The sequence below is a fragment of the Spongiactinospora sp. 9N601 genome, assembly GCF_044326295.1.
GTDB lineage: Bacteria > Actinomycetota > Actinomycetes > Streptosporangiales > Streptosporangiaceae > Spongiactinospora > Spongiactinospora gelatinilytica.
The window spans coordinates 117,974-143,843 of record NZ_JBIRBB010000012.1; the positions used below are offsets into that span (position 1 = coordinate 117,974).

Here is a 25,870-nt window from a genome sequence, read left to right on the forward strand (position 1 = left end):
CGCACGGTCCCCGCCGTGCCTCAGTGCCGCTTGATCCGGCGCGGCGAGGGCAGGTCGTGACGGCCGGAGACGAACTCCTGAACGGCGATCTTGGCACGGATCACCGGGTGCCGCCAGCGTTGTTCGCGGCGTAGCGCGCGGGCCATCTTGCCGGGGTTGGGCCGGCGCGCTTCGGGGGCGAAGGACCAGCGCGCCCACGGCGATGCGGGGCGGGCCAGCCGTACCGCGCCGACGACCAGCAACACCGGCACGAACAGCCCCACCAGCCCGGTCCAGATCTTGCCCTTGAGCAGCGTGGCGACCGCGAGCAGCAGGTTCGCCACCAGGACGCCGGGCGCGAAGAACGGCAGCGTGCTCAGCGGCTCGGGTAGCTCCCAGGCCAGCGGGCGCAGCCCGATGAGCAGCATGCCGGTGACCGCGACGGCCACGAAGACGGCGTCGACCGAGGCCCTGCCCTCCTCCGACCAGTAGACGTCGCGCAGGTGCAGGATCAGCGCGAACTCGTCGAGCACCAGCGCCGCGCCGACACCGAAGACGGCCGCGGTGACCGCGTGCCAGCCCACCGAGCCCTCCGCCACGACCAGCCCGGACACACCGCCGAAGAGCATCAGCACCACGCCGAACACGACGTGGTGGACGTGGACGTCGCCCACGTTGACGTTGGAGAACCACCAGCGCACCCGGGCCCGGATCAGCCGCACATTGATGCGGGTGAACACGAACGCCAGGATCAACGCCGCGAAGAAGCAGAACAGCGGCAGCCTGCCGCTGTCCACGATGCGTGCCGCGAACCAGTCCCCCATTTATCGCCCGCCTTCGATGGTAGGCCGGTCCGGCGGGCGGTGCGGACGTCCGTCAGGCCGGGAATCCGCTAGGCCAGGAATCCGCGCAGCAACGCGGCGGTGGCCTCCAGGTGCTCGGCGACCGCGCGGTAGGCCGCCGCCGGGTCACCGTCCAGGATCGCCGTGACGATGGCCCGGTGCTGGACGGCGGCGTGGTCGATGTTGGTCTGCAGGATCGGGATCGCGTTGAGCAGGTGGGCCACCCGAAGGCGCGCGTCGGCGCACGCGCCGGCCAGCAGCGTGGAGCCGGTGAGTTCGGCGATCGACAGGTGGAAGGCGGTGTCCAGGCGGCGGTAGTCGTCCGGGCCGGATCCGTTGACGTCGGCCAGGCGGCGGCAGAGGGTGTCGCGCTGGTGCGTGGTGAGCGTGGCCGCGGCGAGGACCTGGGCCGCGCCGCACTCGACCGCCATCCGGAAGTCGAGCGCGTCGGCGAGGCCCTGTCCCATGTCGGCGACGGCCTTTCGCAGGTCGGCGGGTTCGGCGCCGGCCTCCCGGTAGATCACGAAGGCGCCGCCGTACCGGCCGCGGCGCACCTGGAGGTAGCCGGCGTCGGCGAGGTACTTGATCGCCTCGCGCAGCGTGACCCGGCTGATGCCGAGCCGTACGGCCAGCTCGCGTTCGGCCGGTAACCGATCCCCCGGCGGCACGACCCCGAGCTTGATGGCCCGCAGCAGTCGCTCGACGGTCTCCTCGAACGCGTTTCCCGCACGCACCGGCCGCAGCACGGCGTCCAGTCGCGGTGAGTTCTCCAATATCACCTCCTGCCCTTGCCAACATACCTCCTGGAAATCGTCAATGGTCGGTAAATGATCCAATGGAACGGCCGTTCAGGGCCGGCCGGTGCCGGGTCAGAGCACGAAGTAGCGCAGCCAGATGTAGACCCAGGCCAGCACCGCGCTGAGCGCCGTGACGACGATGCCGTACCGGGTGAACTGCCAGAAGCCGATCCGGTGCCCGGTGCGGGCGGCGATCCCGATCGCCACGACGTTCGCGCTGGCGGCCACCGCGGTGCCGTTGCCGCCGAAGTCCGCGCCGAACGCGAAGGCCCACCACAGCGCCTGCCCCACCCCCGGGTCGGGGACCTGCGCGACCAGGTCCTCCACGATCGGGGTCATCGTGGCGACGTAGGGGATGTTGTCGAAGAACGCCCCCAGCACGGTCGAGCCGAACAGCAGCGCGGTCGCCGCGAGCAGGTGGTCACCGCCGATCGCCTGGATGACCCAGGTCCCGATGGTCTCGATCACCCCGGTGTGGACGAGTCCGGCCACCATCACGAACAGCCCCATGAAGAACACCAGCGTGGGCCACTCGACCTCGCGCAGCACGTCGGAGACCTCGGTACGGGCCACCAGGATCATGATCCCCGCCCCCACCAGGGCGACGATCGACGGCTCGACATGAACGACCGAGTGCAGCCCGAAACCGACGATCACGCCGCCGAGCACCACCAGGCAGCGGACCAGCAGCCGCGGGTCGGTGATCGCCCGCCGTTCCTGTAGCGCCGTCACCGCGGCCACGCGCTCGGGGTTGTACTGGAAGGACCTGCCGAACAGCGCCCGGCTGAACAGCACGAACACCGCGAAGATGATCACGACGGCGGGGGCCATGTGGACCAGGAAGTCGTTGAAGGTGAGCCCCGCCCGGCTGCCGATGATGATGTTGGGCGGGTCGCCGATGAGCGTCGCCGCGCCGCCGATGTTGGAGGCGAGGACCTCGGCGATCAGGTACGGCTGGGCCGAGATGCGCAGCCGGTCACAGACCATCACGGTGACCGGCGCGACGAGCATGATCGTGGTCACGTTGTCCAGGAACGGCGAGGCCACCGCGGTGATGGCCATCAGCATCACCATCAGCCGGTACGGCCGGCCTTTGGACCGCTTGGCCGCCCAGATGGCCAGGTAGTCGAACAAACCGGTCTGCTTGATCACCCCGACGATGACCATCATGCCGAACAGCAGGAAGATGACGTTCCAGTCGATGCCCTCGTGTTCGGAGAAGAACACCTTGGCCCCGGGGATGAGCCCGAGCACGGCCATCGCCCCGGCCGCGATGAGCACGACCTTGACCTTGTCGGCCTTCTCCGTGGCGATGTAGAAGAACGCGACCAGGAAGATTCCGAGGGAGGCGATCGCGGTCAACGGCCCGGCCCCGGAGGTCCGCTACGCCCGGCTCCTGCGGAGACGAGGACGAATGATGACGTTCGCGGTGAGATGCGATGCACGCGAGACCTCCGGATTGTGCGCACGCTGAAATGACACGAGCCGCCTGGCGGGCCCGTGGAAAGGTCGTGGGGTGCGGCGGGGTCAGCCGCCGCTGCCGCTGCCGCTGATGGCCAGGCAGGTGAGCAGCCGCTCCAGGGTGATGGCCCCGACGAGCAGGCCCGCCGTGTCCACCACCGCGACGAGCGGGCTGTGCTGCCTGGCCATCAGCGCGGCCACTTCGAGCAGGGTGGCGTGCTGCGAGATCGTCTCCGGCCTGGGCCGCTGCCGCGGCAGGCAGTCGCCCACGGTGAGGTCGCCGAGTTCCTGCCAGAAAAGGTCCGCGTGCGCCTCGTCGATCGCGCGGCACAGCGCGGGGTCCTCCTGGTAGGGCGTCGGGATCGCGAGCCTGAGCACCTGGGTGCCGGGCAGTACCGTCGAGGGCCGCCCGGCCGTGTCGACGACGATGAGCCCGGGCAGGCGGCCGACCGCCATCACGCGCACGGCGTCGGCGACCGGGTCGCGGGTGGTCACCGTCGGGAGGGTCACGGCGATGTCGCGCGCTTGCATTGCACCATCCGGTCGGGAGCGGGAGCGGGAGGTCCGCGGCACGGTCACGGCGCCTCCCCGGTCATCTCGGCGAACCGGCGTTCGAGCCGGGCCAGGCGATCGGCGATCGGCCTGGAATGCAGGACCTCCGCGACCTGATCGGCCTCATCGCGTTCCATGACGATGGTCTGCGCGGGCGCGTCGGGGTCGGCGGCCTCGTAGACGAGGAGGTGGCGGCGTCCGGCTTCGTCCACGAGCAGGGCGAACCGCTGGCCGGCGCGAGTGCCGAACTGGTGGATCAGGCCGGTTCCCGGCACGGTCGTGCGGGTCACGTCCATGGCGTGCTCGCCTCCGTTCCGATCGGGGAGCCGGCCGCGCCCTCACCGGCGCCGTGGCCGCCCGTGACCGCGATCTCGCGCCGGGGCCGGGCACCTGCCCGCGGTACGGCGGGCGGCGGGCCACGGCCCGGCGGTGATCACGGCCATCACGCCTCCCAACTGCGTAAAGTGTCCGTGACGCCAGTCTGGCGGCGCTGGGGGGGCGACCGCCATTGGGGCCGGCACCCATAGCCGGGTGGGTGAAATATGTAGATATAGGCGTATTGATGGGGGGCGGCCCGGATGGACACCGTGCGCCGCGGCGATGAGGCTGAGGGGATGAGCGACCACGCGAGCGCCGGCCGCCGCGACGGCGTCCGGCCGCCGGCCCAAGGGGGTGCCACCGACGTGCGCGACGACGACCACCGCCCGGCCCCCGCGTGGCACGACCCGGTCCCGCCAGCCGCGGCCGACACCGGCCGACGGACGCGCCCCGGCGCGAATCCCGGGGAGCGGGAGGTGCGGCCGGCGCGGGCGCTCTTCCGGCGGGTCTTCGTGATCAATGGGCTGGTCTTCGCGGCCGGGACGCTCGTGCTCGCGGTCTCGCCCGCGACCGTCTCCTCGCCGGTGCTGCTGACCGAGGTACCGGTACTGATCATCGGCCTGGCGCTGATCCTCGGCGCCAACGCGCTGCTGCTGCGCCGCAGCCTCGCGCCGCTCGACACGCTCACCACCCTGATGGAACGCGTCGATCCGTTGCGGGTCGGCGACCGGCTCACCGACAGCGGCAACGGCGACCTCACCCACCTGATCGAGACCTTCAACGGGATGCTCGACCGGCTGGAGGCCGAGCGCAGCGCGAGCAGCGCGCACGCGCTCGCCGCCCAGGAGGGCGAACGGCAGCGCATCGCCAGGGAACTGCACGACGAGATCGGCCAGAGCCTCACCGTGGTGCTGCTGAACCTGAAGCACACCCTGGGCCGCGCGCCGGAGGAACTGCGCCAGGAACTCCTCGCCGTACAGGAGACCGTACGAGGCAGCCTGGACGAGGTCCGCCAGGTGGCCCGCCGGCTGCGCCCCGGCGTACTTGAGGATCTCGGGCTGCACAGCGCGCTCAGCGCGCTGGCCGGCGACTTCGCCGAGGCCGGTGAGGTCCAGGTGACCCGCGACATCGATACGGAACTGCCCGAGATGAGCGGCGAGGTGGAACTCGTCCTCTACCGGATCGCCCAGGAAGGGCTGACCAACGTGGCGCGGCACGCCGCCGCCACCCGCGTGTGGCTGTCGCTGCGATCGGCGGAGGACGGCGGGCTGACCCTCCGGGTCACCGACGACGGCCGGGGCGGCGCGCGGCAGGACGGCGCGGGAGTACGCGGCATGCGCGAACGCGCCCTGCTCATCGGGGCCCGCCTGACCCTCGACTCACCGCCCGGCGGGGGCACCGACGTGCGTCTGGTGGTGCCCGCGCGGGCCGTCGCCGAACCCGCGGAGCGGAGCTGACCTGGTGGACACCACATCCAAGACGCGCATCCTCCTGGCCGACGACCACGCGCTGGTCCGCCGCGGTCTGCGCCTGATCCTGGACGCCGAACCCGACCTCACCGTGGTCGCCGAGGCCGCCAACGGCGCGGAGGCCGTGGAGGCGGCCACCGGCGGCGGCGTGGACCTCGCCATCCTGGACATCGCGATGCCGCGGATGACCGGCATCCAGGCGGCCCGCGAGATCTCCAGGCGGGCCCCGCAGGTGCGCATCCTGATCTTGTCGATGTACGACAACGAACAGTACTTCTTCGCCTCCCTCAAGGCCGGGGCCTCGGGGTACGTCCTCAAGTCGGTCGCCGACCGCGACCTGCTCGAAGCCTGCCGGGCGGCGATGCGCGGCGAGCCGTTCCTCTACCCCGGGGCGATCACCGCCCTGGTACGCGACTACCTGCGCCGGGCCAGGCAGGGCGAGCGGCTGCCGGAAAGCGTGCTGACCCCGCGCGAGGAGGAGATCGTCAAGCTGATCGCCGAGGGCAACTCGGCCAGGGAGATCGCCGAGACGCTGGTCATCAGCGTCAAGACGGTGGACCGGCACCGGGCCAACATCCTCCAGAAACTCGGCATGCGCGACCGCCTCGACCTCACCCGCTACGCCATCCGAGCAGGCTTGATCGAACCCTGACGGATGGTCTCGCCCGGTACCGCCCGGCATCGGGTCGCGCGGCGTGATCGATCAGAAGTCAAGCGGCGTTTCGTGTTATGATCATTTTGTCATGAACACTCATGACACCGAGGCCGAGCCGCTCACCGCCCTCCACGCTCATCTCGCGGCTTATGTGGCGGCTTTCAACGCGGGCGACGCCCAGGCCGTTGACCGGATGTACGAGCAGGCGAGCGTCGTCGTCCCCTCACCCGGCACCCCGATGACCGGACCCGCACGGGTCGCCGCCACCCGTCATCTGCTGAGCTGGGGACTGCCCATCGAGGCCACTCCCCGCCATGTCTACGTCTCCGGCGACATCGCCCTGCTGATCGTGGACTGGGCCATTCGTGGCACCACCTCCGACGGCATCGGCGTAGACCTGAGCGGCACCTCCACCGATGTGGTCCGCCAGGGCTCCGACGGTCGCTGGCGCTACGTGATGGACAACCCCTTCGGCACCGCCCTCGCACCCGAACGGGGCTCCGGGACCGGCTGAGTTCCACTGTGTCGGCCAAGGGCATTGCGGGCCGGTAGCCGTTCGGTCACGCTGGGTTGTGACCGAACGATCGCATGGGCGAAGTGTGGCTATTTGTCGCCTTTAGTGGCGTATGGGGCTTAAGGTGCCGTTTATGCGTATCCGATCCCCGGGGTCATCGGGCCCGGTGATCGCGGTGTTGACCGCGATTCTGCTGGAGTTGCTGCGGGCCTTCGGGTCTTCCGCCGGCTCGACGGCGGCCGGGGCGGGCGTCGCGGCGGGCGCCTTGGCCGCGTCCGTGCTGGCCGGGCCGCTCGGGCGGGCGCTCGGTGACTCGGCGGTCATCGTCTCGGTGGCCGGGCTGGTCGCCGCCCGCCTGGCGCTCCAGGCGTTCGAGGCCCCGCCGTACGCGCTCGGGTCGGCCGCGGTCGTCCTCGGGATGATCGCGCTGTTGCTGACCGTCGGCGGGGCCGAGGGCGGGGCCGCAGCGGCGGGCCTGCCCACCGGGATCGCGCTGGACGTCGCGGTGCGCTCGCTGTTCTTCAGCTGGGACGTGATCTGGCAGCCCGGCCCGCTGCCCTGGGTCGTCACCGGCGCGCTGTGCGCGGCGGCGCTCGTGCTCGCCTGGAAGGTCCCGCGCGGCGCGATCCCCGCCGGGCCGCGCGCCTGGGTGATCGGGCCGTTCCTGGGGCTGGCCACGCTCATGCTGGGCAGTCCGGCCTTCGCCGCCTCGCAGGCGGGGGTGCCACTGCCGGTCGCGTCCGGGGTGCTGATCATCGGCGCGCTCTTCGCCGTCGTCGTGGCCGGGGAGGCCGGTCACGCGGCGGCGCTGTGGCGGCGCAGGGTCCTTTGGGCCGCCGGGCCCGCGCTGGCCGGCGCGCTCACCGCCGCCCTGCTGGCCACCGGCCCGGTGGTCCTGGCCGCGCTGGCGGCGGCCCAGCTCTGCGCGGCGCTGCTGCTGGCCCGCGCCCTCGCCGGAGACGGACGCGAGGGGGTCGGCTGGGCCGGGCTCGCGGCGGGCCTGGGCTTCGCCGTGGTCGTACTGCCCTACCAGGCTCACCAGGAGACGCCGCTGGGCGTGCCCGGCCTGGTCTGGCCGCTGGCCGGTACGGCGATGCTGGCCCTCGCCGCCCACCTCGGCCGCCCCCGGGCCCAGGGCGCGGTCGCGCACGAGTTCCATCTGGCGGGCGGCTGCGCGGTGGCGCTGCTCGCCCCGGTGATCGCGCTGGTCACCACCCCCGCCCCGGCGGCCAAGACACCGGCCCGCGCGCAGTTCAAGCTGCTGTCCTGGAACATCCAGCACGGTGTCACCGGCGCGCCCGCCGTCGATCCCGAGGCGATCGCGCGGCTGATCGAGGAGCGCGACCCCGACGTGGTGATGCTCCAGGGGGTCGCCAGGGGCCTGCCCGCCGCCGCGGGCGTCGATCTCGCCGAGTGGCTGACCAGGCGGCTGCGTCCCGTCTCGCGGGTCTGGGCACCCGCCGCGGGCCGGCAGTCGGGCAACCTGATCCTCACGCGGGTGCCGCTCACGGGGCGGGGAGCCGGCGGCGGCCCGTCGTACGCGACCGGGACGATGACCCTCCCCGGCGACCCCTCCGAACCGCGCGGGAACGGGCGGCCCGTCCATCTGATCACCACGCAGCTGCGCCTCCGCCCCGGTGATGCCCCCGCCCTCACGCCCCGGCTCGACGCCCTGCTCGCCGCCTGGAACGGCATGCGGCCCGCGGTGATCGCCGGTGACCTGGGCCGGACCCTCCCCCGCCGCGCCGAGACCGCGATGTTCGACCGCGCCGGGTTCAGCCCCGCCGCCGAACCGGCCGGCGCGCCCGCCGCCTGGCGCGGCGAGCACGACCGGGGCGGCTGGATTTGGGCCACGAAAGACCTGATATTTCGTGATTTCACGGTGCTCAACGATGTGACCGTCCTCGGCCCTCCTCCTCTGGAGGCCACCATCGCGCTCGCCGCTCCCTGAACCTGGCCCATCTTGATAGGCTGGCGCGCGTCGCTGACGATCCCGGCGGGAGAGCGTCCTGGCAGCCGGCCAGGACCCCTGAAGGAGCAAGCCCTCCCCGCGAACCTCTCAAGGCAAAGGACCGCTCGGGGCAGGCGACCTCTGGAAAGCAGGCCGGCGGACCAATGGCCTCGCCGAAGGTGAAAGTCCGGTTAAGAACCGGGCGAAGCTCTCAGGCACCCGTGACAGAGGGGGAGGATGCCCACATCCGACCTGTCTGGGGGTCTGCGTACATGTCCCGACCCACGCCACTACGCGAAGTCCATGAAAGCCTGGGCGCGACGCTGACCGACTTCGCCGGCTGGCTGATGCCGCTGCGCTACGGCAGCGAGGCCGCCGAGCACAACGCGGTCCGCAGCGCCGCCGGGCTGTTCGACCTTTCGCACATGGGCGAGATCTACGTGACCGGGCCGCAGGCCGCCGACGCGCTCGACCACGCCCTGGTCGGCCATCTCGGCACCCTCGACACCGGCCGGGCCCGCTACACCATGATCTGTGCGGACAACGGCGGGGTCCTCGACGACCTGATCGTCTACCGCCTGGCCGCCGAGACCTTCATGGTGGTGGCCAACGCCTCCAACGCCCCGAGGGTCGCCGCCGAGCTGACCGCGCGGGCGCGGCCGTACGACACGGTGGTCGACGACCGCTCCGACTCCGTCGCGCTGATCGCGATCCAGGGGCCGCGCGCCCAGGAGATCCTGGCCACGCTCACCGACGCGGACCTTCCCGGGCTGAAGTACTACGCGGGGCTGCCGGGCACGGTCGCCGGGTTCGACGCGCTGATCGCGCGCACCGGCTACACCGGCGAGGACGGCTTCGAGCTGTTCGTGGCGGGCCCGGACGCGACGCCGCTGTGGCACGCGCTGACCAAGGCGGGCGAGCCGTACGCGCTGCGCCCCGCCGGGCTGTCGGCCCGCGACACGCTGCGTCTGGAGGCCGGGATGCCGCTGTACGGCAACGAGTTGTCCGACGCGCTCACCCCCTTCGACGCCGGGCTCGGCCGCGTGGTGAAGTTCGACAAGCCGGGCGACTTCGTCGGCAGGGCCGCACTGGAACGCGTCCGCGACACCCCGCCGCGCCGCCGCCTCACCGGCCTGGTGATGGTCGGCCGCCGGGTGCCCAGGCACGGCTACCCCGTGGTGTTGCGCGAGGACGGCACGATCGTGGGCGAGGTCACCAGCGGCGCGCCCTCGCAGTCGATCGGCCGGCCGATCGCGATGGCCTACGTCGACACCGGCGCACAGGGCCCCCTCGCCGTGGACATCCGCGGCTCCCACGAACCCGTCGATGTTGTTGATCTGCCTTTCTACAGGAGGAAGAAGTGAGCGAGATTCCCGAAGAGCTCCAGTACACCAAGGAGCACGAGTGGGTGTCCGGTCTTGAGGACGGCGACCTCGCGACCGTGGGCGTGACGGCCTTCGCCGCCGAGCAGCTCGGCGATGTGGTCTTTGTACAGCTGCCCGAGGTCGGGGCCACCGTGACGGAGGGCGAGGCGATCGGCGAGGTGGAGTCCACCAAGTCGGTGAACGACGTCTACAGCCCGGTCGCCGGTGAGATCGTCGCGGTCAACGACACGGTCTCCGACGACCCCTCGCTGGTCAACAGCGACCCCTACGGCGAGGGCTGGCTGTTCCGGATCCGTATCGACGGCGCCACCTCCGAACTTCTGAGCGCGGCCGAGTACACCGCACTCTCCTCCGGCGATTCCTGAGCAAGGCGATATCGGCAGACGGAAGGCCCCCTCGATGGCGATCAGCGTCTTCGACCTGTTCAAGATCGGTATCGGCCCGTCCAGCTCGCATACGGGCGGGCCGATGGCCGCCGCTCACAAGTTCGCCCGCGGCCTTTACGAGGACGGCCTGCTGGAGCGGGTGGCGAACGTCCGTGCCGTCCTCTACGGCTCGCTCGGCCTGACCGGCAAGGGCCACGGCAGCGACAAGGCCGTCCTGCTGGGCCTGGCCGGTGAGAAGCCCGAGCTCGTCGACGTCGACTCCATCGACGACCGGCTGGCCGCGATGCGCGGCTCGGGCACCGTCCCGTTGTACGGCAAGCGGGAGATCCCCTTCGTCGTCGGCGACCACCTGGTCTTCGAGCGCAAGATCTCCCTGCCGCACCACCCCAACGGCATGCGGTTCACCGCCTTCGGCAAGGACGGCGAGCCGCTACGGGAGAAGGTCTACTACTCGGTGGGCGGCGGGTTCGTGGTGGACGAGAACGCCACCGGCGCCGACCGGATCAAGCCCGACGACACCGAGCTGCCCTACCCCTTCTCGACCGGTGCCGAACTACTCGCGCACTGCGCCGAGACCGGCCTGTCGATCTCCGGCCTGATGCTGGAGAACGAGCGGGCCTTCGGCCGTGGCCCGCTGGAGATCCGCGAGCGGCTGCTCGAACTCTGGGGCGTCATGTCCGCCTGCGTGCGGCGCGGCTGCGCCACCGAGGGCATACTGCCCGGCGGGCTCAAGGTCAAGCGGCGCGCGCACCGGCTGCACGTGCGGCTGTCGTCGGAGACCAGCGAGAAGGACCCCATGCAGATCATGGACTGGGTGACGCTGTTCGCCCTGGCCGTGAACGAGGAGAACGCCGCGGGCGGGCGCGTGGTCACCGCCCCCACCAACGGCGCGGCGGGGATCATTCCCGCGGTGCTCACCTACTACGACAGGTTCGTGCCGCACGCCGACGACGACGGCGTGGTCCGCTTCCTGCTCACCGCGGGGGCGATCGGCGTGCTGTTCAAGGAGAACGCCTCGATCTCCGGCGCGGAGGTCGGGTGTCAGGGCGAGGTCGGTTCGGCCTGCTCGATGGCCGCCGCCGGCCTGACCGAGGTCCTGGGCGGCACCCCCGAGCAGGTGGAGAACGCGGCCGAGATCGGCATCGAGCACAACCTCGGGCTCACCTGCGACCCGATCGGCGGCCTGGTGCAGATCCCGTGCATCGAGCGGAACGCGGTGGCCTCCATCAAGGCCATCACCGCCGCCCGCATCGCGCTGCGCGGCGACGGCCGTCACTTCGTCCACCTGGACCGGGCGATCAAGACCATGAAGGACACCGGGCGCGACATGCTCGACAAGTACAAGGAGACCAGCCGTGGCGGGCTGGCCGTCAATGTGATCGAGTGCTGAGATTTCCCGGCGGTGCCCATTACGCCGAATGAATCCGCCTTTCGATGGTCTTCGCAGGTCAGAACCGTTGCGGCCGGGTCAGCCGGACATTGGGTCATGACATCGGGTCACGTCCGAAGTCGATGAAACATGGCCGGACCTGATGCAAACGGCCGGGCGAAATACGTTCATTGTCTAGGATGGTGCGCCTGACCTGACCGGGGCCGGTACGGCCGGCGACCCCGCGCGGGGTCTTTTCCGACCCCGCGCGGCAGACCAGCAGGAGGCGGCTGGAGTGGCGTTTCTCCGCGCCCACTGGGTGTTCCTTCTCGTCCTGATCGCCGGGACGGGGCTGCGCGCGGTGGCGATGCTCGGGTATCAGCCCGCGCTGTGGTTCTGGGCCGACTCCTTCGCCTATCTCAACGCGGCGCTGGACCCACGGCCCCTGGAGTCGCGCCCGGCGGGCTATGCGCTGTTCCTGTGGGCGCTTTCGCCGTTCTCCAGCGTGGCCCTGGTCACCGCCGTGCAGCATGTGCTCGGCCTGGCCATGGCCGTCTGCGTGTACGCGCTGGTCAGGCGGCGGGCCGGGCTGCCGGGGTGGGCCGGGGCACTGGCCGCCGCGCCGGTGCTGCTGGACGTCCACCAGGTGCAGCTCGAACACCTGGTCATGGCCGATCTGCTGTTCACCTTCCTGGCCCTCGCCGCGGTCACGCTGGTGATGTGGCGACCGCGTCCCGCGGTGTGGATGGCCCTCACCGCCGGGCTGCTGCTGGCCGCGGCCACCGTCACCAGGACGGTCGGGCTCGCGCTGGTCGCGGTCGTGGTGGTGGCCATGCTGCTCACCCGGGCGGGCTGGAAGGCCGTGCTGGCCACCGCGCTGACCGCCGCGCTGGGCCTGGGCGGGTACGCCCTGTGGTTCCGCGCCGAACACGGCCAACTGGCCCTCACCCGCAGCAACGTCTTCCTGTGGGCGCGCGTGATGACGTTCGCCGACTGCGCGAAGGTCCGCCCGCCGCAGCCGGAGGCCGCGCTGTGCCCGCGCGAGCCGCTGGGGCGGCGGCTCACGCCGCCGCAGTACATCTGGAGCGGCGACTCCCCCTACAACAGCAAGGCGCTGAACGGGCTGGACCGCAACGCGCTGGCCGCGTCGTTCGCCACCCGGACGATCATGGCGCAGCCGGCCGACTTCCTGCGCACCGGGGCGCTGGACGTGGCGTCGATCTTCGCCTGGGAGCGCAGGGTCTATCCGGTCAAGGGGCCGCAGAGCGCGTACGTCTTCCCCCGCTCGATCCCGCCGTTCGACCCCGCCAAGCCGGCCTCGCGCGACCGGAGCGCGAGCGAGATCACCACCGCCTACCAGGGGCGGCCGGGCGATGTGGCGGTGACCGAGCCGTACGCGGGGTGGCTGCGGGTCTATCAGGAGCAGGGGTACCTGCGCGGGCCGCTGCTGGGGGTGATCCTGCTGGCCGGGCTGGCCGGGGTGCTGGTACGGATCAGGCGGCTGGGCGGGGTGGTGCTGACGCCGTTCGCGGTGGCGGTGACGCTGCTGGCGCTGCCGCCGTTCATCGCGGCCTTCGACCACCGCTATGTGGTCCCCGCGGTGCCGTTCGCGTGCCTGGCGGCCGGGCTGGCCTTCGCCAGGCGGCCGGGGCGCGGGGAGCCGGAGGCGCGCGAGCAGGCCCCGCCGCCGGAGGAGGAGACCGAGGAGGTCACGGTCGCCTCACGGCAGCCCGGGCGAACGCTACCGGCCCGTACCCCGCTGCCGTCGGAGGAGATCACCGCCCCGCTGCCCAAGGTCGAGGCGGCGCCGCTGCCGACCCGCCGTCCCGAGGGCAGGCACGCCGGACCGCCGCTATCGGCGGCGGACATGCAGGCGCACCAGCGCGGGAAGCCCGTCGTCCCGAACCGCCCGCCGCACACGGCCCACCACCCCGCCGTCCAGCGCGGCGACCAGACGGCGGACATCCGTGTCTGGCGCGCAGGCCAGGCCGATCCGCAGCCGCTCGTCTCCGACGACCCTGACCCGGATACGGCGGAGTCCTTCGACTTCTTTAAGCCCCACACCGATCATCGCGACCGCGGACCCGGCCCGTCGTCCCAGCCGCCCCCGGCCTAGCGCCCGTACCAGCCAGCGCAGGGTGACCATGGCCAGCGTCACCAGCGCGAAGGCCAGCAGCCAGCGCAGCCGCCCGTCCGCCGCGACCGTCTCGGCGAACGGCGTGGCGGGCAGCCGGTCGCCGCGCGGGTGCCCGGGCAGGAGGCCGCGTCCGCGCAGGATCGCGTACCCGCCGCCGAGCAGGGTGGGCAGGCCGACCAGGGCCAGGCCGATCCGGTTGCCGAGGTAGGCGCGCATCCGGTCAGCCACCGGTCCCGCGCAGCCGTACCACGACCTCGCCCGCGCCGGACGCGCCCAGCGCGGCCAGCCGGTCCCCGACGGCCGCGCCGACCTGCCGCAGCAGCGTGGCCGGGCGCTCCGCGCCGGTGACCACCATGATCTCGATCCGCCCGCGGCCGAGCCGCACCCGCGCCCGGTCCACTCCGGCGACGCCCTCGGCGACGGTCCGCAGCGTACGGCGCAGCCCCGCGCGCGTGAACCCGACCACGATCAGGGGGTCGCGGGTCTCGGCGGGCACCAAGCGGGTACGGCCGGGCAGTGCCGCGACCGCCAGCAGCACGCCGCCGAGCACGGCCATGGCCGCCGCCCCGGCCTGCACGAACGGATCGGACCACGTCCGCGCGTCCAGCGCGGCCACGATCCGGTCGAACGGCACGACCCGCGGCGGCGCGCCCAGCACCGCCCCGACCGCCTCGGCGGCGGCCAGCAGCGACACCGCCGCCAGCCCGGCGGCCATGGCGATGCCCGCGGGGGCCCGGGTCGGCCGCAACGCCCGCGCCGCGGCCCGCGCGGCATCGTGGCGCTCCTCGTCGCCTTCGGGGGGCGCACGGTCGATGGTCTGCTCCGGCGAAGTCGTCACGGCGAACACAGCTACACCGCCCCACCCCGCCACGGCGGGGACGAACCACCCGCTTGCGCGATCGGGGAACACGACCGGACCAGAATTTACGCACGCCCCGGCCACCCGCACGAGAGAACGGGCGTCACCGGGAGTACGCGGCCGTAGGGAACACGGCTGACCACCCGACGTACGGCGGCCGGGCGAGAGTACGGCCTCCACACGGGAGCAGGGCCGCCGACAGGAGCACGCGGCCCGCAGGAGTACGGCCGGCGAGGCGGTGTACGACGGCTGGGCAAGAGTGCGGCCCCCACCGCAGGGCCTCCACATGGTTCGGCCGTCGCCAGGAGTACGCGGCCTGCGGAAGTACGGCCGGCTACGCGGTGTACGGCGGTCACGCCGGAGGGCGGCAGGCCGGGCGGTAGCGCGGCGACCGCAGGCGAGTACGGCCCCATACGGGAGTCGGGGCCTCCACACGGGAGTACGGCCGCCCACAGGAGCACGCGGCCCGCAGGAGTACGGTCGGCGAGGCGGTGTACGACGGCAGGGCAAGAGTGCGGCCCCCACGGAGGGGCCTTCACGCGAGAGTTCGGCCGCCGACAGGAGTACGCGGCCTGCAGAAGTACGGCCGGCTACGCGGTGTACGGCGGTCACGCCGGAGGGCGGCAGACCGGGCAGTAGCGCGGCGACCGCAGGCGAGTACGGCCCTATACGGGAGTCGGGGCCTCCACACGGGAGTACGGCCGCCCACAGGAGTACGTGGCCCGCAGGAGTGCGGCCGGCTATGCGGTGTACGGCGGGTCGGGCGCACGCGGGTATGGCGGCCGGGTGGGAGCGTGGAGTGGCCGGGGGTGCTCTGCCGGGGGCAGGGACGGGGTCGGTGGCGGTGGTGGTTCAGCGGCGGCGGCGGCGCCAGAGCATGATGGCGGCGCCGACCACCAGGACCGCGCCGACGCCGATCAGGACCGGGGCCAGTTCGCGCGCCCGCTCGCGATCGACCCAGAGGTCGTCCGGCCCTTCGCCCTCGTCGGGACCGAGTGCCGGGCGGGGCGGCCCGGCCAGGCCCACCACGTCGCCGACCGTCGAGCCGACCGTGGAGAGGAGGTGTTCGGCGTTCGCCCGCACTCTCGCCACGCCGCGCTCGGCCACCCGGCGCGGGCTCACCCGGTCGGCGATGGCGTCCACCGTGCGGGCGAGGTCGGCGCGCGTGCGCTCGATCGTCCGCTCCAGCTCATCCGGGTCGATGTCCGCCATGGCTCTCCTCTCGTCGCCGTCGACGGCGATCAGTCTTTCAGGTGGCACCCCCACCCGGCACGCTGGGCGTGCCGGTAAGTTGGCCTCGACCTCATTCCATCCATCTTCCCGCGTCCGGCCCGTCCGTGACGCGCCCCGCCAAGGAGGACCCGTGGCCGACGACAACCGGCTCGCACCGGGCGACGCCGCACCCGAGTTCACGTTGCCCGCCGCCGACGGCTCCAGCGTGTCCCTCGCGTCCCTGCGCGGAAAAAAGGTGATCCTCTACTTCTACCCCGCCGCGATGACCCCTGGGTGCACCAAGCAGGCCTGCGACTTCCGCGACAACCTCGGTTCGCTCGCCGACGCCGGTTACGAGGTGCTCGGCGTCTCCAAGGACAAGCCCGCCAAGCTCGCGCAGTTCGCCGAGCGCGACGCGCTGACCTTCCCGCTGCTGTCCGACCCGGAGCTCGCGGTGCACAAAGCCTATGGCGCGTACGGCGAGAAGAAGCTGTACGGCAAGACCATGGTCGGTGTGATCCGGTCCACATTCGTCATCGACGCCGACGGCAAGGTGGCCACCGCCCTGTACAACGTGAAGGCGACGGGGCACGTGGCGAGTCTTTCCAAGAAGCTCGGTGTTTCCTGAACCCACCCTATTCGGTGCGTTTTCGTAGCCCGGAATTAGCGGCCCGGCGGCGGCCCTCGTCCGCCGCCGGCCCGGCCGAGCGGCAGGCTGCGCCCCCATCGGTCTATCAGGGCTCTGACCTGCGTCGATGCGCTCTGACAGCGGGCGGTGTGCCACTGGTGGGCCTGGCATGTAAGATCGAGGGGGATCTTCGGTCAACGACGAGGATTTCCCGGGAAACCACAACTGAGAAAGGGGCCGTAGCCCAACGGCAGGAGGCGGCGATTTTAGGTGTCGTACAGTCCGGGTTCGAATCCCGGCGGCCCCACGACGAAGTGAGAAAACGCGCCTTCCCGGCCCTTCCCGGCGACGTCGGCCATCCCCCGGCGCCTTTCCCGGCATACCCGGCCGGATTGGCCAGGCCGCACGCTGGAGCACATGCCGGCCCGAAGCGCATGCCGACCCGAAGGCGGTCCGCGATCGGCGCACTCAGACCATCGGTGAAGCGGCAGAAGCAGGCCGGCCCGGCCTGCGGGCGGATCTCAGCTCATGATCGCCGTGGGTCGCGCGGCGCGTCCTCACCGCCACGCGACCCGGCATCGGCGCGCTCCGCCATTCAGAACTCCCTTTACCGCCCCGAAGAGGCGCTCCCGATGACCACTTTGCCCGACCGGCCATAAGGGCCGCGTAAGGGCCGGTGACATGCGACCTAGGTCGTATCCCAAAGGTCCGCCGCAAGGGGGAACGCGCGGTCTCGGACGCTACGTATCGTGGGGATGTGTTCGGCGGACTGCGCGCATGGGGCGAACGCCACCCCATGGTGTACGACTTCATCTGGGTGGCGCCCCTGGCGTTCTACTGTTACCTGTCGGCGCCGATCCACACCCTCAGTCCGGCCGGGGGGCGGGGGTTCGTGCAGGTCGGCTACCTGACCCTGACCACGGTGTTGCTGCTCCCGCTGTTCTGGCGGCGCAGGTGGCCGCGCGTGGTGTTCGCGGTGGTGGCGACGCTCAGTTTCGGGCAGTGGGCGGCGGGCCTCGAGGCGGTGGTGGCCAACATCTCGGTGCTGATCGCGATGTACACCGTCGCCGTGCGTCACACCCTGCGGTGGTCGGTGGCCGCGGCGATGGTGGCGGAGTTCGGTGTGTGGCTGGCGATGGGCGGGTGGAACGACCGGGGCGTGACGGCGTTCGCCAGCGGGTCGGTGTTCGTGGTGGCGATCTGGCTGGCCGGAATCTACGCCAACACGCGCAGGCGTTACCTGGAGGGGCTGGAGGAGCGTGCGGAACGGGCCGAGCGGGAGCGCGACCAGCAGGCCCTCATCGCGGCGGCGGCCGAGCGGGCCAGGATCGCGCGGGAGCTGCACGACGTGGTGGCGCACAACGTGAGCGTGATCGTCGTGCAGGCCGACGGCGCGGCGTACACGATCGACGGCGACCCCGAGCAGGCGCGGCGGGCCGTGCAGACGATCTCGGCGACCGCGCGGCAGGCGCTGGCCGAGATGCGCCGGCTGGTCGGCGTGCTGCGCCAGGACGGCGGGCCGCCGGAGGAGTACGCGCCGCAGCCGGGGCTGGACCAGATCGGGGAGCTGATCACGCAGGTGCGGGCGTCGGGCCTGCCGGTGGAGGTGCGGGTGTCGGGCGAGCCGGGCGCGGTGCCCGCGGGCGAACAGCTCACGATCTACCGGATCGTGCAGGAGGCGCTGACCAACACGCTCAAACACGGTGGCCCGGAGGCGGGCGCGACCGTGGAGATCGAGTACGGCCCGCGGGAGATCACCCTGGTCGTGTCCGACGACGGCAGGGGCGCGGGCGCGCCGCTCGCGGGCGGCGGCAACGCCGGCGGTCACGGTCTTGTGGGCATGCGCGAACGCGTGACGATGTACGGCGGGCGGGTCCACACCGGCCCCCGCCCCGGCGGCGGATTTCACGTCCACGTCACCCTGCCGGTGGCCGACACCACCACGGCGGGGGCGACATGATCCGGGTGATGCTGGTGGACGACCAGGAGTTGCTGCGGGCCGGGTTTCGGATGGTCCTCGGGGCGCAGCCGGACATCGAGGTGGTGGCCGAGGCCGGTCACGGCGCGGCCGCCGTGGAGGCCGCCCGGCACACCGAGGTCGACGTGGTGCTGATGGACGTCCGGATGCCGGTGATGGACGGCGTGGAGGCCACCCGCGCGATCTGCGCGGCCGACGGGCCGCGGGTGCTCATCCTGACGACCTTCGACCTCGACGAGTACGCGTTCGCCGCGCTGAAGGCGGGCGCGTCGGGGTTCCTGCTGAAGGACGTGCCGCCGGCGGACCTGGTCAGCGCGATCAGGTCGGTGCACGCCGGTGACTCCGTGGTCGCCCCGAGCACGACCCGGCGGCTGCTGGAGCGGTTCGTGGCGCAGTTGCCCGACGACATCAGTGAGCGGCCGGCCGCCGCCGGGCTGACCGCGCGCGAACGCGAGGTGCTCCTGCTGGTCGCGCGCGGCCTGTCCAACGCCGAGATCGCCGACCGGCTGACCCTGGCCGAGGCGACGGTGAAAACGCACCTGGGCCGGGTGCTGGCCAAGCTGGGACTGCGCGACCGGGCGCAGGTCGTGGTCTACGCGTACGAGTCGGGACTGGTCGTCCCCGCCGAACCGGCGCGCGATCAGCCGAAAGGCTGACCCCGGACTGCCCCTAATGTCGCAACGGGGCCAGAAAGCTCCCCGAACGGCGCACCCGAGGTCCATCCGCGCGGCCCATGGCGGGCGTCGTTCCCGCTCATAGCGTTGTTCTCGGTTTCACAAATCCGAGGAGTGATGTCGTGAGCACGACCGAAGCCCGTACGACGGCCGCCGCCGCCGTGACCGCGAGCGGGCTGACCAAGGTGTACGGCAGGGGCGACGCAGCCGTGCACGCGCTGCGCGGAGTGGACGTCTCCTTCGACGCCGGGGCGTTCACCGCGATCATGGGGCCGTCCGGGTCCGGGAAGTCCACCCTGATGCACTGCCTGGCCGGGCTGGACACGGTCTCGTCGGGCTCGGTGCGGATCGGCGGTACGGAGATCACCGGCCTGGACGACAAGCGGCTGACGATGCTGCGCAGGGAGCGGATCGGGTTCGTCTTCCAGTCCTTCAACCTGCTGCCCACCCTCACCGCCGAGCAGAACATCCTGCTGCCCCTCCAGATCGCCGGGCGGCAGCCGGACCGGGCGCTACTCGACCGCGTGCTGGAGACGGTCGGGCTGCGCGACCGGCTCGGGCACCGCCCGGCCGAACTGTCCGGCGGGCAGCAGCAGCGGGTCGCGGTGGCCAGGGCGCTGGCCGCCCGCCCGCAGGTGATCTTCGCCGACGAGCCGACCGGCAACCTGGACTCCCGCAGCGGCGCAGAGGTGCTGTCGTTCCTGCGCACGTCGGTACGCGAACTGGGGCAGACGATCGTGATGGTCACCCACGACCCCGTGGCCGCCTCCTACGCCGACCGGGTGGTGTTCCTGCGTGACGGCCTGCTGGTGCGTGAACTGACCGCGCCGACGCCGCAGACCGTGCTGGACACGCTGGTGAGCCTGGAGGGCACGCCATGCTGAGGACGACGCTCGCCGGGCTGCGCGCGCACCGGCTGCGGCTGATGCTGACCGCGGTGGCGATCACGCTCGGCGTGGGGTTCATCGCGGGGACGTTCGTGCTGACCGACACCATCCAGGCCGGGATCTCCCGGTCCTTCGGGGCGGCGGCGGACTCGATCGACGTGGTGGTACTGCCGCCGCCGGGCGGCAAACCCGTGGTACTGCCGGACCGGACGCTCGCGAAGGTCCGCCAGGTGGACGGCGTCGCCTCCGCCGACGGCCTGATCCGCGGCACGGCCGCGCTGGTCGGCAGGGACGGCAAGACCGTCGGCGACCACCCCACCCGCGGCATGTCGATCGACTCCCGGGTCTCCGTCACCAAGGGAGCCGCGCCGCGCGGCCCCGGCGAGGCGGTGCTGGACGAGAACACCGCCCGGCTGCGCGGGTTCGCGGTCGGGCAGGCCATCACGGTCCTGGACCAGAAGGACGCGCCACACCGGTTCCGGCTGACCGGGCTGTTCGACGTGGGGGTGGACCAGGAGCTGGCCTACTTCGGGGCGGTCGGCTTCGACGCGGCGACCGCGCGGGCCATGACCGGGGTCAAGGGGTACGCCGAGATCGACGTCAAGGCCGCCCCCGGCGTGGCGGCCGACCGGTTGCGGGCCGCGGTGGCATCCGCGACCGGGGCCGGACCCGAGGTGCTGACCGGCAAGGCGCTCGCCGACCGCCTGATCGCGGCCAACGGCGCGAGCGCCGAGTTCATCGCGCTCGGGCTGCTGCTGTTCGGCGTGGTCGCGATGCTGGTGGCCGCGCTGGTGATCTACAACACGTTCGCCATCCTGGTGGCCCAGCGGACCAGGGAGATGGCGTTGCTGCGCTGCGTGGGCGCCACCCGGCGGCAGGTGTTCGGGTCGGTGCTGCTGGAGTCGGCGCTGGTCGGTGTGGTCTGCTCGGCGCTCGGGCTGCTGGCCGGGCTGGGGATGGGCGGCGCGGCGCTGGCCGTACTCGAGGGCATGGACGTGCCGCTGCCGACCGGCACCGTGGCGCTGGCCCCGCGCACGATCACGGTGGGCCTCGCGGTCGGCGTGCTGGTGACGGTCGGCGCGGCGGTGCTGCCCGCCCGGACCGCCACGCGGGTCCCGCCCGTGGCGGCGCTGCGCACGCAGCCGGAGGCCGCGGTGGACGGGCCGGGCGCCGGTACCGTACGACGGGTCGCGGCCGGGCTGCTGCTCGCCGCCGGGGCCGCGATCACGACGGTGGCGGTGACCGTGCTGGGCCCTGGCGAGGCGGCGCTGTTCACCGTGATGGGCGGCGGGATGGTGACGTTCCTCGGCGTGCTGGTGATCGGGCCGGTGCTGGTCCGCCCGCTGAGCGCGGTCGCCGGGTGGCCGCCGGCCCGGCTGTTCGGCGTCCCCGGGCGGCTCGCGGTGGACAACTCCCGGCGCAACCCCAGGCGCTCGGCGACCACCACGATCGCGCTGACCATCGGGGTGACGCTGATGACCATGATGGCCGTACTCACCGGCAGCATCCGGGCGAACTACAACCACAAGCTGGAAGAGCAGTTCCCGGTGGACTTCATGCTGAGCACCCAGCGGGAGGGTTCGCACATCCCCTCGGGGGTCGGCGACGGGCTGCGCGGCCGTCCCGAACTGGCCTCGCTGGTGCGGGTCCGGCAGGCGGAGACGGCCGTCACGCTCGGCGGCCGGGAGGCCAGGCGCACGGTGGGCGCCTACGAAGGGCCGCTGGAGGTGTCGGCGTCGTCAGGCTCGGCGCGCGGCCTGGCCCCCGGGTCGGTGCTGGCCGCCGAGGGGCTCGGCATACGGCCGGGCGGCACGCTCACGCTGACCCCCGACAAGGGCGGGGAACCCGGCGAGCCGGTCACCCTCCGGGTGGCCGCCACCTTCGACGCGAACGCGACCCCGCTGCCCCCGCTGGTCATGCCGCCCGCGGAGTTCGCCCGGTACTTCGACGTGTCCGGCGACGCGCAGATCATGGTGGACGTCGCCCCCGGGGCCGACCCCGACCGCGCCAGGAAGGTCCTTGAGGAGGCGGCGCGGCCGTATCCGGCGGTGCGGGTGGCGGCCTCGACCGACATACGCGGCCAGTTCGACGAGGCGCTGGACACCCAGTTGATGGTGGTGACCGGGCTGCTCGGGCTGGCGATCCTGATCTCGCTGCTCGGCATCGCCAACACGCTGTCGCTGTCGGTGCACGAGCGGACCAGGGAGTCGGCGCTGCTGCGCGCGCTCGGCCTGACCCGCCCGCAGTTGCGGCTCATGCTGTCGGTGGAGGCGCTGGTGCTCGGCCTGATCGGGGCGCTGGTCGGGGTGGCGCTCGGGATGGTCTTCGGCTGGGCGGCGATCCAGACGATGTTCGCCGATCCGATTTACGCGCCTCCGGTGGGTCAGGTACTGACCTTCGTGGCGCTGTCCGGGCTGGCCGGGGTGCTGGCGGCGGTGCTGCCCGCCCGCCGCGCCGCGCGTGCCCGGATCACCGCCGCGCTGTCGGAGACGTGAGCCGCGCCCCTCAGCGCGGGCTGCGGCCCGGCCACTGCTCGGCGACGGTCTCCGGGCTGAGCAGCGGCCGGATCACGATCTCGCCGGTCGCGCCGTCGATGACGATGCAGCCGCCGCCCGCGCTGTCGGGCAGCACGCTCGGGTCAGCGGCCTCGGGCTCGCGGACCCAGGCGACGTAGCCGTCGCGGAACGCGTGGATGGCGACCTCGCGCGGCCGGTCCAGGGGGTGGCCGCCGTTGAAGTAGTCTTCGGCCACGGCTCTGGCCAGGTCGAGGTTCACCGCCGCCGCCCCTCACGGTCGATCACCACGCAGAAGACGCCGGTCACGTCGGCGTAGGGCGGCTCCACCGCCATGTGGCCGCGCTGGGCGTCGATCCAGATCACCTCGCCGCGCGAGTTGACGGCGTTCCAGGCGTGCGCGCCGCCGCTGGTCCAGCGGGTGATCAGCATGGCGGCGGCGCCGTGGCCGCCGGTCAGCAGCCTGCGCCCGATGGCCGCGTAGGCGCGGCGGCCCTGCCCGACGTACTCGAAGCGGTGGCCGAGCCACGACTCGGCCCGCACCACGCCCCTGGTCTCGCCGGTGAGGACCGGCCGGCCCGCCGGGCCGTACTCCGGCCTGCGCGGCGCGGCGACCTCGGGCTCGCCGTGCCAGGTGGACAGTGTGGCAAGAGCGCAGTCGACCGCGTTGGTGGTGCGGAACGGGTCGTCCACGGGCCCGTCGCCGTTGATCAGGCGGATCCAGGTGCCGCGCGGATCGGGAAAGCGCCTGGGCCTGCCCGTCTCGTCGGTGGGCACGGCCGCGCGCAGGTCGTGCTGGGCGGGCGGGTCGGGCCTGGCCAGCCCGCCGGGCGCGCCGTACGGCCGGGCGGCGGGCAGCGGCGGCGGCCGGGTGGCCCGGTCGAACCAGTCGGGCCCGTGGCGCGGGGCGGTGGCGGGCGGCGGCACCGTCCTGGACGGGCCCGCGTCGAGGACGTCGGCCTCGGCCGCCGGTTCGTACTCGGGCCAGGTCTCGGCCGCCGTCTCGTAGTCGCGCCAGCGCCGGCCGTCGGCGGCGACGACCGGGTTGTAGCCGCCCGGAGGCAGCCGCCAGGCGTGTCTGCCCCGGGTGCGCGGATCACCGAACACCGTTCCCCCTCCGTCACGCTGACCGGTCCGCAAAGGCCGATGGTAGGGCGATGGTCCGGCCCGGCGTGGGATGTTCGGCCGATCCGTGGCGTGTGGTGGTCAGCCGGTGCGGTGGTCGGACCGTGTGGTCTCAGCCGGGGGCGGGACCTCCCCGTTCTGGCCGCCGACCAGCGGCCCGAGAGCCTGGTTCGCGCGTTCGGCGACGTCGTGTTCGGCGCGTTTGGCGGCCCGCAGCACTGCCTGCGCCAGGGCCTCCGCGCCCAGCCCCAGCGCGCCCGGCTCGATCCGCACGCCGACCAAGGTGCCCGAGGACGACACCTCCACCCCCACGAGTCCACCCACCGACTCGCCGTTGCCGCGCGTCTCCGCCAGATCCCTGCCGACCCGGCCGAACCTCGCGGCCTGCTCGTCGAGCGACGACATCATCCGGGTCAGGTCCGCTTCCGCCGGCGGTACCGGCTCGTAGCCCATCGGCGCGGCCTCCCTTACTCCCACGTCTTCACCAAGCGGACCTTCGACAATTTCCCGCTTTCCGGCCTGGCCTAACATGGAGTTCAGGTTGCGGTAATTTCGAGCACATGGTAACCGGAGGCACCGTCCGGGACCGGCGGGGCGGTCTGGGCCGGCTGGGTGCGGCCGGTGCCGTCGGTGGCGCGGACCGCGATCGTGTGCCCGCCCGGCCGCAGGTCCGCCTCGATCGACCACTGCCGCCAGGTGTCCGGGCCGGGAGTGCCGGCGAGCCGCGCCTCCCGCCACTCGCCGCGGTCCACCCTGACCTCCACGCCCGCCACGCCTCTGTGCTGGGCCCAGGCCACTCCCGCGATCACCGTGCGACCGGCCGGCACCGCCGTGCCCGAGGCCGGCACGTCGATCCGCGACTGCGTCTTGATCGGCCCCTCGGCCGCCCAGCCGCGCGAGGTCCAGTAGGCGGTGTCCCGGTCGAACCGGGTCACCTTGACGTCCACCACCCACTTGGTCGCCGAGACGTACCCGTACAGGCCCGGGACGACCTGGCGCACCGGGAAGCCGTGCTCGGTGGGCAGCGGCTCGCCGTTCATGCCGACGGCGAACAGCGCGTCCCTGCCGTCCAGTACGACCTCAAGCGGCGTGCCGCAGGTCCAGCCGTCCGCCGAGGTGCTGAGCAGCATGTCGGCCCCGGCGTGCGGCCGGGCCTCGCGCAGCACGTCGGCCATCCGGACGCCGAGCCAGCGGGCATTGCCCACGTAGGGGCCGCCGACCTCGTTGGAAACGCAGGTGAGCGTGACGTCGGCCTCGACCAGGGGCCGCCGGAGCAGGTCGGTGAAGGAGATCTCGACCGGGCGGTCCACCATGCCGTGGACGCGCAGCGTCCAGTCCCGCGGATCGACCCTGGGCACGACGAACGCGGTGTCCACGCGGTAGAAGTCGGAGTTCGGCGTGACGAACGGCGACAGCCCGGGGATGCGGAGGTCGGCGCCCCTGGGCAGCGGGGTGGCGGGGCGCACCGCGCGGGGCAGGGCGAGGGTGTTCCGCGCGGCGTCCACCGCCCTGTGCCCGCCGAGCAGCGCCCCGGCCACGCCGCCGGCGCCCGCCAGCACGACGCCACCGGCCACGCCGCCGAGCAACGCCCGCCGGTCGAACCCGGGGGCCGGTCCACCGGCCCGCATCACCGCAGGCCGTTCGCCCTCGTGATCGGGCTCGCCGGACGCCGTAGGCGCACCGGGCGTGGCGGGGGTACCGGGCATGGGCGCCACGGCGGTCAGGGCGCGGCGGTCCAGGAGTGCCAGCGTCAGGCCACCGGCGAGTACGCCGAGCAGGGTGGGCACGGCGTCCACGGCGGAGGCGCCCGGACGGGTGAGCACCGCGGCCAGGCCGAGCGCGCCGAAGGCCGCCAGCCCCGCCAGGCCGTACGGCAGGCCGCGCCGCCGGACCAGCCGGCCGATGCCCGCCGCGCCCAGCGCGAGCAGCACGGACACCCCCGCGATCACCACGGCCTTGTTGCTGCTGCCGAAGGTGCGGTTGGCCCAGTCCTTCAGCGGGCCGGGTGAGACGTCCACCAGCGTGTTGCCCACCGCGGCCACCGGGAACGCGGCCGGATCGACCAGCCCGGCCGCCGTCGCGGCCACGCCCAGCGCCACCGCGCCCGCCGTGAGGCCGCACAGCACCGCGGCCCATGCGGGCACGGCGGCCCGCCTCTCATCGCTATGCACGACACCGA

Annotated in this window: 25 protein-coding genes, 1 tRNA gene and 1 riboswitch; of the genes, 15 read left to right on the forward strand and 11 right to left on the reverse strand. The window is 72.8% G+C overall.

The features are described 5' to 3' along the window. Positions 1–20: 20 nt before the first annotated feature. From ACH34R_RS27680 to ACH34R_RS27700, 5 genes are all read right to left on the reverse strand, one after another. A complete protein-coding gene (locus tag ACH34R_RS27680) occupies positions 21–803 on the reverse strand; it encodes a hypothetical protein (RefSeq protein WP_397564459.1) in 783 nt (260 codons plus the stop codon). 68 nt (positions 804–871) lie between these two features. Next, positions 872–1,594, reverse strand: a complete 723-nt coding sequence (locus ACH34R_RS27685) for a FadR/GntR family transcriptional regulator (RefSeq protein WP_397564460.1) — start codon at positions 1,592–1,594, stop codon at positions 872–874. 96 nt (positions 1,595–1,690) lie between these two features. Continuing rightward, a complete protein-coding gene (locus ACH34R_RS27690) occupies positions 1,691–2,980 on the reverse strand; it encodes an SLC13 family permease (protein WP_397564461.1) in 1,290 nt (429 codons plus the stop codon). A 165-nt stretch (positions 2,981–3,145) separates the two neighbouring features. After that, complete coding sequence (locus ACH34R_RS27695) at positions 3,146–3,610, reverse strand: CBS domain-containing protein (protein WP_397564462.1); 465 nt, start codon at positions 3,608–3,610, stop codon at positions 3,146–3,148. Between the two features lie 44 nt (positions 3,611–3,654). Next, positions 3,655–3,927 carry a hypothetical protein gene (locus ACH34R_RS27700; RefSeq protein WP_397564463.1) on the reverse strand — a complete coding sequence of 91 codons (273 nt, stop codon included), beginning with the start codon at positions 3,925–3,927 and terminating at the stop codon, positions 3,655–3,657. A gap of 318 nt (positions 3,928–4,245) precedes the next feature. On the opposite strand from ACH34R_RS27700, the gene ACH34R_RS27705 reads away from it, so the two are divergent. From ACH34R_RS27705 to ACH34R_RS27745, 9 genes are all read left to right on the forward strand, one after another. Next, positions 4,246–5,406: a histidine kinase gene (locus ACH34R_RS27705; RefSeq protein ID WP_397564464.1), complete on the forward strand. Its 1,161-nt coding sequence runs from the start codon at positions 4,246–4,248 to the stop codon at positions 5,404–5,406. Between the two features lie 4 nt (positions 5,407–5,410). Next, entirely contained in the window at positions 5,411–6,070 is a 660-nt protein-coding gene (locus ACH34R_RS27710) for a response regulator (protein WP_397564465.1), read from the forward strand. Between the two features lie 91 nt (positions 6,071–6,161). Beyond that, complete coding sequence (locus tag ACH34R_RS27715) at positions 6,162–6,587, forward strand: YybH family protein (protein ID WP_397564466.1); 426 nt, start codon at positions 6,162–6,164, stop codon at positions 6,585–6,587. 175 nt (positions 6,588–6,762) lie between these two features. Next, positions 6,763–8,538 (forward strand): endonuclease/exonuclease/phosphatase family protein, encoded by a 1,776-nt coding sequence (locus tag ACH34R_RS27720; protein WP_397564468.1) that lies wholly within the window; start codon positions 6,763–6,765, stop codon positions 8,536–8,538. 36 nt (positions 8,539–8,574) lie between these two features. Beyond that, a riboswitch (glycine riboswitch) is annotated at positions 8,575–8,672 on the forward strand. A gap of 138 nt (positions 8,673–8,810) precedes the next feature. Further along, on the forward strand, positions 8,811–9,902 hold the full coding sequence (gene gcvT, locus ACH34R_RS27725) for a glycine cleavage system aminomethyltransferase GcvT (RefSeq protein WP_397564469.1): 1,092 nt from the start codon (positions 8,811–8,813) through the stop codon (positions 9,900–9,902). After that, positions 9,899–10,288, forward strand: coding sequence for a glycine cleavage system protein GcvH (gcvH, locus tag ACH34R_RS27730; protein ID WP_397564470.1), 390 nt, complete (start codon positions 9,899–9,901; stop codon positions 10,286–10,288). The genes gcvT and gcvH overlap by 4 nt, the downstream gene beginning before the upstream one ends. Before the next feature lie 34 nt (positions 10,289–10,322). Continuing rightward, positions 10,323–11,699 carry an L-serine ammonia-lyase gene (locus ACH34R_RS27735; RefSeq protein ID WP_111171295.1) on the forward strand — a complete coding sequence of 459 codons (1,377 nt, stop codon included), beginning with the start codon at positions 10,323–10,325 and terminating at the stop codon, positions 11,697–11,699. 274 nt (positions 11,700–11,973) lie between these two features. Then, positions 11,974–13,794: a hypothetical protein gene (locus ACH34R_RS27740; RefSeq protein WP_397564471.1), complete on the forward strand. Its 1,821-nt coding sequence runs from the start codon at positions 11,974–11,976 to the stop codon at positions 13,792–13,794. Between the two features lie 22 nt (positions 13,795–13,816). Next, complete coding sequence (locus ACH34R_RS27745; RefSeq protein WP_397564472.1) at positions 13,817–14,023, forward strand: hypothetical protein; 207 nt, start codon at positions 13,817–13,819, stop codon at positions 14,021–14,023. Positions 14,024–14,035: 12 nt separating this feature from the next. Here the strand turns inward: ACH34R_RS27745 and ACH34R_RS27750 are convergent, their stop codons facing one another. Together ACH34R_RS27750 and ACH34R_RS27755 are read right to left on the reverse strand one after the other, a co-directional pair. Continuing rightward, complete coding sequence (locus tag ACH34R_RS27750; protein WP_397564473.1) at positions 14,036–14,653, reverse strand: DUF6286 domain-containing protein; 618 nt, start codon at positions 14,651–14,653, stop codon at positions 14,036–14,038. Between the two features lie 873 nt (positions 14,654–15,526). Further along, positions 15,527–15,886 (reverse strand): DUF3618 domain-containing protein, encoded by a 360-nt coding sequence (locus ACH34R_RS27755; RefSeq protein ID WP_397564474.1) that lies wholly within the window; start codon positions 15,884–15,886, stop codon positions 15,527–15,529. Between the two features lie 151 nt (positions 15,887–16,037). Between ACH34R_RS27755 and bcp the strand changes: the two genes are divergently transcribed. The 6 genes from bcp to ACH34R_RS27785 all read left to right on the forward strand — a co-directional run bounded on the left by bcp (position 16,038) and on the right by ACH34R_RS27785 (position 22,548). Continuing rightward, positions 16,038–16,514 (forward strand): thioredoxin-dependent thiol peroxidase, encoded by a 477-nt coding sequence (bcp, locus tag ACH34R_RS27760; protein ID WP_111166320.1) that lies wholly within the window; start codon positions 16,038–16,040, stop codon positions 16,512–16,514. 233 nt (positions 16,515–16,747) lie between these two features. After that, positions 16,748–16,821: transfer RNA gene (locus tag ACH34R_RS27765), tRNA-Leu, on the forward strand. A gap of 450 nt (positions 16,822–17,271) precedes the next feature. Next, positions 17,272–18,474 carry a sensor histidine kinase gene (locus ACH34R_RS27770; protein ID WP_397564475.1) on the forward strand — a complete coding sequence of 401 codons (1,203 nt, stop codon included), beginning with the start codon at positions 17,272–17,274 and terminating at the stop codon, positions 18,472–18,474. Then, positions 18,471–19,148 (forward strand): response regulator, encoded by a 678-nt coding sequence (locus tag ACH34R_RS27775; RefSeq protein WP_397564476.1) that lies wholly within the window; start codon positions 18,471–18,473, stop codon positions 19,146–19,148. Before ACH34R_RS27770 ends, ACH34R_RS27775 begins: the two co-directional genes overlap by 4 nt. 140 nt (positions 19,149–19,288) lie before the next feature. Next, complete coding sequence (locus ACH34R_RS27780) at positions 19,289–20,050, forward strand: ABC transporter ATP-binding protein (protein ID WP_397564477.1); 762 nt, start codon at positions 19,289–19,291, stop codon at positions 20,048–20,050. Continuing rightward, complete coding sequence (locus tag ACH34R_RS27785; protein ID WP_397564478.1) at positions 20,044–22,548, forward strand: ABC transporter permease; 2,505 nt, start codon at positions 20,044–20,046, stop codon at positions 22,546–22,548. The genes ACH34R_RS27780 and ACH34R_RS27785 overlap by 7 nt, the downstream gene beginning before the upstream one ends. 10 nt (positions 22,549–22,558) lie before the next feature. On the opposite strand, the gene ACH34R_RS27790 is transcribed toward ACH34R_RS27785, so the two are convergent. From ACH34R_RS27790 to ACH34R_RS27805, 4 genes are all read right to left on the reverse strand, one after another. Continuing rightward, the gene (locus tag ACH34R_RS27790; protein WP_111166324.1) at positions 22,559–22,828 is read right to left on the reverse strand and encodes a hypothetical protein; all 270 of its coding nucleotides are present in this window, start codon (positions 22,826–22,828) and stop codon (positions 22,559–22,561) included. Continuing rightward, positions 22,825–23,673: a toxin glutamine deamidase domain-containing protein gene (locus ACH34R_RS27795; protein ID WP_397564479.1), complete on the reverse strand. Its 849-nt coding sequence runs from the start codon at positions 23,671–23,673 to the stop codon at positions 22,825–22,827. The genes ACH34R_RS27790 and ACH34R_RS27795 overlap by 4 nt, the downstream gene beginning before the upstream one ends. A 99-nt stretch (positions 23,674–23,772) precedes the next feature. Next, complete coding sequence (locus tag ACH34R_RS27800; RefSeq protein WP_397564480.1) at positions 23,773–24,168, reverse strand: YbaB/EbfC family nucleoid-associated protein; 396 nt, start codon at positions 24,166–24,168, stop codon at positions 23,773–23,775. 59 nt (positions 24,169–24,227) lie between these two features. Further along, entirely contained in the window at positions 24,228–25,862 is a 1,635-nt protein-coding gene (locus ACH34R_RS27805; protein WP_397564481.1) for a molybdopterin-dependent oxidoreductase, read from the reverse strand. Positions 25,863–25,870 lie beyond the last annotated feature (8 nt).

Coding starts and splice junctions, on each gene's coding strand:
- ACH34R_RS27775 (WP_397564476.1), top strand. CDS start 18,471: ATGATCCGGGTGATGCTGGTGGACGACCAGGAGTTGCTGCGGGCCGGG.
- ACH34R_RS27705 (WP_397564464.1), top strand. CDS start 4,246: ATGAGCGACCACGCGAGCGCCGGCCGCCGCGACGGCGTCCGGCCGCCG.
- ACH34R_RS27700 (WP_397564463.1), bottom strand. CDS start 3,927: ATGGACGTGACCCGCACGACCGTGCCGGGAACCGGCCTGATCCACCAG.
- ACH34R_RS27785 (WP_397564478.1), top strand. CDS start 20,044: ATGCTGAGGACGACGCTCGCCGGGCTGCGCGCGCACCGGCTGCGGCTG.
- ACH34R_RS27755 (WP_397564474.1), bottom strand. CDS start 15,886: ATGGCGGACATCGACCCGGATGAGCTGGAGCGGACGATCGAGCGCACG.
- ACH34R_RS27715 (WP_397564466.1), top strand. CDS start 6,162: ATGAACACTCATGACACCGAGGCCGAGCCGCTCACCGCCCTCCACGCT.
- gcvT (WP_397564469.1), top strand. CDS start 8,811: ATGTCCCGACCCACGCCACTACGCGAAGTCCATGAAAGCCTGGGCGCG.
- ACH34R_RS27695 (WP_397564462.1), bottom strand. CDS start 3,610: ATGCAAGCGCGCGACATCGCCGTGACCCTCCCGACGGTGACCACCCGC.
- ACH34R_RS27735 (WP_111171295.1), top strand. CDS start 10,323: ATGGCGATCAGCGTCTTCGACCTGTTCAAGATCGGTATCGGCCCGTCC.
- ACH34R_RS27680 (WP_397564459.1), bottom strand. CDS start 803: ATGGGGGACTGGTTCGCGGCACGCATCGTGGACAGCGGCAGGCTGCCG.